This window comes from Microcystis sp. LE19-195.1E (assembly GCF_027532095.1).
GTDB classification, from domain to species: domain Bacteria; phylum Cyanobacteriota; class Cyanobacteriia; order Cyanobacteriales; family Microcystaceae; genus Microcystis; species Microcystis aeruginosa.
The window spans coordinates 1-7,339 of record NZ_JAPZSZ010000054.1; the positions used below are offsets into that span (position 1 = coordinate 1).

Annotated in this window: 10 protein-coding genes; 4 read left to right on the forward strand and 6 right to left on the reverse strand. The window is 43.1% G+C overall.

The window, feature by feature from the left end; all coding sequences use genetic code 11:
• Nucleotides 1-176 precede the first annotated feature (176 nt).
• Nucleotides 177-1,064, forward strand: a complete 888-nt coding sequence (locus O9300_RS03360; RefSeq protein ID WP_287970049.1) for a lipid kinase — start codon at nt 177-179, stop codon at nt 1,062-1,064.
• 2 nt (nt 1,065-1,066) lie between these two features.
• On the opposite strand, the gene O9300_RS03365 is transcribed toward O9300_RS03360, so the two are convergent.
• Both O9300_RS03365 and O9300_RS03370 read right to left on the reverse strand, forming a co-directional pair.
• A complete protein-coding gene (locus O9300_RS03365) occupies nt 1,067-2,122 on the reverse strand; it encodes an amino acid ABC transporter substrate-binding protein (RefSeq protein ID WP_287970050.1) in 1,056 nt (351 codons plus the stop codon).
• A 36-nt stretch (nt 2,123-2,158) separates the two neighbouring features.
• Entirely contained in the window at nt 2,159-2,899 is a 741-nt protein-coding gene (locus O9300_RS03370) for a TIGR00297 family protein (RefSeq protein WP_287970052.1), read from the reverse strand.
• 44 nt (nt 2,900-2,943) lie between these two features.
• Here O9300_RS03370 and O9300_RS03375 point away from each other — a divergent pair, with 44 nt between their 5' ends.
• Nucleotides 2,944-3,648 (forward strand): cytochrome b/b6 domain-containing protein, encoded by a 705-nt coding sequence (locus O9300_RS03375; RefSeq protein WP_287970054.1) that lies wholly within the window; start codon nt 2,944-2,946, stop codon nt 3,646-3,648.
• A 100-nt stretch (nt 3,649-3,748) separates the two neighbouring features.
• Here O9300_RS03375 and O9300_RS03380 read toward each other — a convergent pair whose 3' ends face one another.
• The 3 genes from O9300_RS03380 to cobQ form a co-directional block, all read right to left on the reverse strand.
• On the reverse strand, nt 3,749-4,366 hold the full coding sequence (locus tag O9300_RS03380; RefSeq protein WP_147070816.1) for a class I SAM-dependent methyltransferase: 618 nt from the start codon (nt 4,364-4,366) through the stop codon (nt 3,749-3,751).
• A gap of 290 nt (nt 4,367-4,656) precedes the next feature.
• Nucleotides 4,657-4,896, reverse strand: coding sequence for a 2Fe-2S iron-sulfur cluster-binding protein (locus O9300_RS03385; RefSeq protein WP_287970056.1), 240 nt, complete (start codon nt 4,894-4,896; stop codon nt 4,657-4,659).
• A gap of 9 nt (nt 4,897-4,905) precedes the next feature.
• On the reverse strand, nt 4,906-6,381 hold the full coding sequence (gene cobQ, locus O9300_RS03390) for a cobyric acid synthase CobQ (RefSeq protein WP_287970058.1): 1,476 nt from the start codon (nt 6,379-6,381) through the stop codon (nt 4,906-4,908).
• A gap of 44 nt (nt 6,382-6,425) precedes the next feature.
• On the opposite strand from cobQ, the gene O9300_RS03395 reads away from it, so the two are divergent.
• Nucleotides 6,426-6,560 (forward strand): hypothetical protein, encoded by a 135-nt coding sequence (locus O9300_RS03395; RefSeq protein ID WP_287970060.1) that lies wholly within the window; start codon nt 6,426-6,428, stop codon nt 6,558-6,560.
• A gap of 93 nt (nt 6,561-6,653) precedes the next feature.
• Here the strand turns inward: O9300_RS03395 and O9300_RS03400 are convergent, their stop codons facing one another.
• Nucleotides 6,654-7,055: an Npun_F0494 family protein gene (locus O9300_RS03400; protein ID WP_002780109.1), complete on the reverse strand. Its 402-nt coding sequence runs from the start codon at nt 7,053-7,055 to the stop codon at nt 6,654-6,656.
• Between the two features lie 104 nt (nt 7,056-7,159).
• On the opposite strand from O9300_RS03400, the gene O9300_RS03405 reads away from it, so the two are divergent.
• Nucleotides 7,160-7,339 (forward strand): helix-turn-helix domain-containing protein (locus O9300_RS03405; RefSeq protein ID WP_287683465.1); only part of this gene is annotated, 180 nt, incomplete at its 3' end.

Below are 7,339 nucleotides of genomic sequence, written 5' to 3' on the forward strand. Positions count from 1 at the left end.
CGGGGATCGGGGGAAAATTCAGGTACTTTTTCCCTGAAAATTAGGTAGTTGACCACCTCAAAACTGGTAAAACCCCACACCCCACACCCCACACCCCACACCCTGCCCCCAGGAAAAGCTTTTTCAGCAAACCCTAATTACATAACCTTTATCCCGGCACTCTGAGAAACTTACCTATGACTAAAAGAGCTTTACTACTAATCAATCGTCACTCGCGCAAGGGTAAAGAAAACTTTGCTCAAACTGTTGATCTGCTCAATCATTGGGATTTTGAAATTATCAGCGTCCCTTTGAAAAAGGTAGAAGATATACCTTTTTTGATGGAAAAATATCGCTCTAATATTGATTTAGTTATCGTCGGTGGTGGCGATGGGACTCTTAATGCTATGGTGGATGTGTTGGTAGAAACTCAACTGCCTTTAGGCATTATACCTTTGGGAACGGCTAATGATTTAGCCCGGACTTTAGGGATACCGAATTCTATTGCCGAAGCTTGTCGAATTATTGCGGAAGGTAATTTAAAATATATCGATCTAGGTTGGGTAAATAATAAATACTTTTTCAACGTGGCTAGTTTAGGATTAAGTGTGAAAATTACCCAAAAACTGAACAAGGGTTTAAAGCGACGTTTGGGGATTTTGGCCTACGCTTGGACAGCCCTACAGTTATTAAGTAAAACTCGTCCTTTTACCGCTATGATCGGTATTGATGGCCAAAATATCAAAGTTAAAACCCTACAAATAGCGATCGGAAATGGTCGTTATTATGGGGGAGGAATGCCGATCGCTCATGATGCCCAAATCGACGATCAAAGATTAGATTTATATAGCCTAGAAATTGAACACTGGTGGCAAATTTTCCCGCTTTTATGGACATTACCGCGAGGACAACAGGGTTTATTATCTTGGGTGAGAACTCTTAAGGGGAAAGAAATTCAAATTCAGACTCGTAAACCCCATAGTATCAACACCGATGGCGAAATTACTAGCACTACTCCCGCCATGTTTCGAGTTATTCCAGCGGCCTTAGGAGTCTATATTCCCCGTCAGGAAACACAATTTTAAAATTAACGAAAAGGAGGAGAATACAATAAACCCCCCTTTGTCCAAAGATTATTTAAACCTCGATCGAGTTGCAGGGGTTTACCGATTTCCCGATCATAAATTTCACCGTAATTACCCACCTGTTTTAAGACTCTTTGGGCAAAATCATTGGGTAAACCCATATCTTCGCCTAACTTCTCATCGATACCCAAAAAGCGCCGAATACTGGGGTCTTTGCTGTCAGCAAAAGTGGCAATATTTTCTGAGTTAATCCCGAATTCTTCCCCTTGAATTAAACTAAAAACGATCGAGCGGACGGCATTCGACCAAGCGGGATCACCATCGGCCACGGCCGGGGCCAAGGGTTCCTTAGATATTACCACTTCTAATAATTGATGATCCTGCGGTCGGGGAAAAACCGAGCGCCGGGCCACCAATTGGGAGCGATCGGAAGTGACCGCCTGACAACGCCCCGCCTGATAAGCTGTATATAAAGCCTCCACATCATCGGAAACGATCGGTTTATAACCTTGCACTGCCGCTTTTGCCATGGCATCGGCCAGATTTTGTTCTGTGGTGGTTCCCGATAGCACACAAATGGACTTTCCGCTCAAATCTTCTAATTTCTTAACATTACTGGCTTTCGTGGCCATAATTCCTTGACCATCATAGAAAACCGGGGTGATAAACTCCATCCCCAGAGCGGTATCCCGGTTAATCGTCCAGGTGGTGTTGCGACTGAGGATATCCACTTCTCCCGTCTGTACGGCAGTAAATCTCTCTTGGGGGCTAAGTTTACGATATTCGACTTTGGAGGGATCATCAAAGAGAGCAGCCGCAATAGCTCGGCAAATTTGCACATCTAAGCCCGAATATTCGCCTTTTTCATTAACAAAGCTAAACCCCGGCACTTCTCCGTTAATGCCACAAATTAACTTACCGCGATTTTTCACCGTTTGCAAGCGGTCAGCACTGGGACTATTTGCAGTGTTAGAACTAGAATTGGGTTGATTTTCCGTCCCACAGGCAGTAATTAGCAGTAACAGCAGGGACAATGCACAAAAACGCCACTTTAGCATAGATATTCTCTGAAAAATTTTTTTAGTCACTTAATTTTAGCTGAAAGACCAGAGCAAGCTTAACAGTATGGCCACGATCGCACCGATAACCGTATTGATCACATTGACCAATTCATTAGTTAACCACAGAAAGCGAGTTTGTAGAGTAGCACCGATGAGACTTTCGATATTGGTGGCGATAAATGCCGCAATTACGCACCATAACACACCAAGAAGATCGATCGCACCGATACCCCATGCTAACAGGGAAATAGCCGTGGCTGCCAACAAACCAGCGATCGTTCCTTCCCAACTAACAGCACCTTCTGTTCCCCGGGGGACGGATTTAAAATTAGTAATCAGATAAGTAGTTTTACCGTAAGCTTTGCCCACCTCACTGGCAGTAGTATCGGCTAATTTAGTGCTAAAACTAGCCACATAAGCGAGTATTAAGAGGTAATCCCAGGGAGAAGCGGCAAAAAGACTTAGGATAGCGCAAATTGCCCCCGCTAAAGCGGAACCCCAGACATTTTCAGGACCGCGCACCCCCGCTCTTTTTTCGGCAATTCCCTCCGCTTCCTTGCGCGCTAAACCGATGCGGGTGACAGTAGAACCGACGAGGAAATAGAATAAAACAATTAGATAACCGCGCCATCCCAAGCTTCCCCAGACAATTACCCCTAAAACCCAAGCATGGAGATAACCCATCCGAGTTAAGAGCTTTTTTGGGGCAATCCAGGCGATTCCGAGGAGGACGGTATTGAGAAGAACAGCGACGAGCCAAGGATTAGTTAACATAGTATCTGGGCAAGTTTACATCCCCCATTGTATCGATCGAGTTCATGAAAACTAATCAACCTTATCAACCTCTTTTACTGCGAATTCTGCACGGATTCACGGGAATTGCCCTCATTGCCGCCATGGTTACGGCCTATTGGACCTATGATACTTTTGACGGTCGTTGGTTAAAACTGCCCTTACCAGAATATCAAGAAATTGAAAGTATTCATGGCACTTTTGGCCTCTATACTCTGATTATTTTTCCCGTTTTTGCTATCTATGCTTTTCGTCGCGGCAACAAAAGATTAATTCAAAGTGATTCTCTTAACAAATTAACCCAATTTGGTAAGCCGATTTGGTGGTATAGTCTCCATCGTTTAGTCAATACTTTGACTCTTTTTGCCCTAACTTTTGCCTTGTATAGTGGTCGGATGATGGATTCCAAATGGCTACCGGAAGGGGAATTGAATCACTTTTGGTATTATGCCCATTTGCTCAGTTGGTTAATTATGGCAGTATGTCTGATCCTGCACCTGATCATGACTGCTAAAGTGGGAGGGGTTCCCCTGTTATTATCTATCCTTAAATGGCGTTTTCGTGAACAAGATAGCCCGAAATTATGGTTATCTCAATTACGTCAATGGGGGTTAAGTTTGCGTCTAGCTAAGATTTTTCAGTGGCTACAATCCCTTAACTTATATAAAATTTTAGAAATTGTTGTTTTATTGGCTATTGTAGCAGCTTGGATTATTCCCAAGTTTGACTAAGCTGTACTGTATTTAAACTGCGTATTGGGAATTTTAGTACAAATGCTCAAATTCCCTGCTCCCACCTCTCCTATACCTTTTAAATAGGATTTAGTATGATTTATTGACCCCGACGAGCGAGAATAATCATCGTCTTCGCTAAGGGAGCAATACGACCAATACGATAGACTTTCTCTAACGATAAATTAGCTTCTGTTAACAGTTGTGTGATAGTTTTGACAGACCAAAATTTAATATGTCCGTGATCCCAAAGAGCGGTAAAATGCTCGTCCATCTTACCCGTAGCCGCTAGGGCTAAATTTTTGAGATAACCATGATAGGGAGTGGATATCAGCGCATATCCCCCCGGTTGCAGCAGATTATAAACCGTCTTAGCATAATCGCGCGGGGCATAGACGTGTTCTACCACCTCCAAACTAATTAGCAGCGGAAAAGTACCAAATTTACTAGCCAGATCATCATAGGCGGAGCCAACGTATAGATCAAGTTCAGGATAAGCTTTTTTTGCCTCTGCTATCCCCGATTCGGAAGGATCGCAGCCACTGACTTGAAATCCTTTTTCTGATAACCAATTAGCGATCGAACCGTTGCCACAACCGAGATCAAAAATACGCTTTTCAGGAGGAGCAAGATCGGCAAAAATCTGACTTAGAGAAGGTAGCAAATAAGCGTGGGCAGTCCCACAGCAAGAATTTTGATAATGATAATAATCTGACATATTTTAAGATAGTTAATATGTAAGTATTTCCCGTGGCATCACCACTACTGTCGAAAGGTAATACAGAAAGTAACTTTTGTCAAGGGTTTAGTGAAATTTATTGTCACATCCCATTGATACGATATACCATAGTATTTTATGAATATATTGAATATACTATTGTCAATGGACATCTTGCAAAAATCAAAAACCTTCCCTTAGACGAGAAGTCGCCGAGCCATTATTCTCCTAGTTAGAAGTCGTAAACTTAACATTAATAGCTGACTTCTGTTATCAGAAAACTTTAACAACTACCAAAGCGGATCGGAGTATAAATGAACGGTTAAAGAATCTCGATCGCCGGGGATACCAGTAATACAACTACAAATTTGAGTACCATCATCTAATTCTACTTCACAGGCGTGACAGGAACCCATTAAACAGCCGGTAGGAATTTCAATCCCTGCTTTTTTGGCCACATCTAATAATAGTTCTCCCGTTTCCGCTTCCATGATGATATCATCGGGTAAAAAACGCACTGAAATAGTCATAATTACTCCTTACAAATGAGCAAGAATAGGTTTAAGATTTAAATGTTCTTCCACTAAATTAGCCATAGCATCTAGGGTTATTTCTCTTTGTTCACTATAGTTAGCAATTCCCGTAGGCAAAGATAATAAACCGCGACGCTGACGCAGATGATTTAGCCAAGTTCTTCGCCAAGAACCATTATCAAAGATACCATGTAAATAACAGCCCCAAATTGAGAGAGAATCATTGACAATTCCCAGACTAGCATCTTCCTCGAACATTTTTTGATAACCCGATTCACTTTCCCATTCGCTTATTCCCTGGTGAATTTCGTATCCCATTACCGGTAAACCAGCTTGGGGATAATTGGATAAAACTTGTCGTTGACGGGTAATTTTTTCGGCAGTAATTACCGTTTTTAAGGGCAGTAAATTTAAGCCAGCTGCCTCACTGTCGGGACTTTCTCGATGGTCAGGATCCAGGATTAATCGCCCTAACATTTGCAAACCACCACAGATGCCAAAGATAATACCTCCCCTTTGGTGATAGGCTTGTAATTGATTAGCCATACCACTTTGATTAAGAGCAATTAAATCAGCAACAGTGGTTTTAGAACCAGGGATAATTACCCCATCGGGATCACCTAAAGATTCCTGTAATTCTAGATAACGTACATTAACCGTTGCTTCGCCACAGAGAGGGTCAAAATCAGTAAAATTAGCGATATGAGGCAGACGAATGACAATGATATTTAGTTCAGCTTTGGGTTTTTGGGCGGGGCGATCGAGTAAACTGAGAGAATCCTCGGCACTCAAAAAGATATCACTATAGGGAAGAACTCCTAACACAGGAATTTTTGTATAATCTTCTAGCCAAGTAATCCCCGAATCTAAGAGGGATTTTTGTCCGCGAAATTTATTGATCACAATACCTTTAATTAAAGCTCTTTCCTCCGGTTCTAATAATTCTAACGTACCGACGACGTGAGCAAAAGCCCCCCCGCGATCAATATCCACCACTAAAATAGTAGCGGCATCGAGATATTTAGCCACCCGCATATTAGTTAAATCGCGATGTTTGAGATTTATTTCCGCCGGACTTCCCGCACCTTCACAGACAACTAGATCAAATTCTGTTGATAATTTAGCTAAAGATTCTTTAATTGCTTGCCAACCTTGCTCAAAATAATTCTGATAATAATCCGCTGCCGTGGTGACACCAACAGCCTTACCTTTAATAATCACCTGAGAGGTCATATTTCCCTGGGGTTTTAATAAAATTGGGTTCATTTCTACCCGGGGAATTGTCCCCGCGGCCCATGCTTGCACCGCCTGGGCGTGACCCATTTCTCCCCCTCCGGCGGTAACATAGGCATTAAGGGCCATATTCTGACCTTTAAAGGGTGTTACCTGCCAACCTTTCCGGTTGAATAAACGACATAAAGCCGCAGTTAAAAAAGATTTACCCGCGTGGGAGGTTGTCCCCACTACCATAATTGCTTTCATCTAGTTTTTTTTATTGAGTATTTAATTTTTGGTAATTAGGAATTATGAATTATGAATTGGGAAGTGGGGAGATGGGGAGATGGGGAGATGGGGAAGTGGGGAAGTGGGGTGTGGGGTGTGGGGTGTGGGGTGTGGGGTGTGGGGTGTGGGGTGTGGGGTGTGGGGTGTGGGGAGAATAAATAAAATAATCTCCTATCTCCTGACTCCTGACGACCGACTCGGAGAATCCTGACTCCTGACGACCGACTCCCGACTCCCGACTCCTGACAGCATTAAAAAGAAAACCAACGTTGCAGAGTATTGAAAAATCTTTGCCAGAAAGTGGGTTGAGGGAAAAAGTCCCCTTGGGGTTGCCATTTTTCTATTAATTTCCTCCCCAAAGGAGTGAGACGAAAACTATCGGTTATCCCCTGTCCATCTACTTCGCGCCGCAAAATTCCCACTTTAATCAACCAGAGAAGATAGCTTTCCGCTGCCGCTTCCGTCAGCAGTCTGGAAGTATAACCTTTCTCTAAACCCCCAGCACCAGGGATGCTTAAAAGTGATACACTTTGCTCCAGCATAGCCGCAAATAAGGTGACACGGAAAGGAGAACAACAGAGGGCGCGTTCGGCCCTAGTGATGGTAGCATCAGGATAATTGATGGCGGTAACGGTGGCAGTCGATAGGCTCATAGATTCCGGTCATCGAAAAATTTGGGTCTGAAACCCCGCCGTTTTACGGCGGCTTTGCTGTTAAATATTAGCACATTTACGAAATATATGCTAAAATGTGAGGTATGGAAAAAGCCTATTCTTACCGATTTTACCCCACACCCGAACAAGAGTCGCTATTGCGGCGCACTTTGGGCTGTGTAAGATTAGTTTACAACAAAGCTCTCCACGAACGAACACAAGCTTGGTACGAAAAGCAAGAAAGAGTAGGCTACGCTCAAACTTCTTCAATGTTGACCGATTGG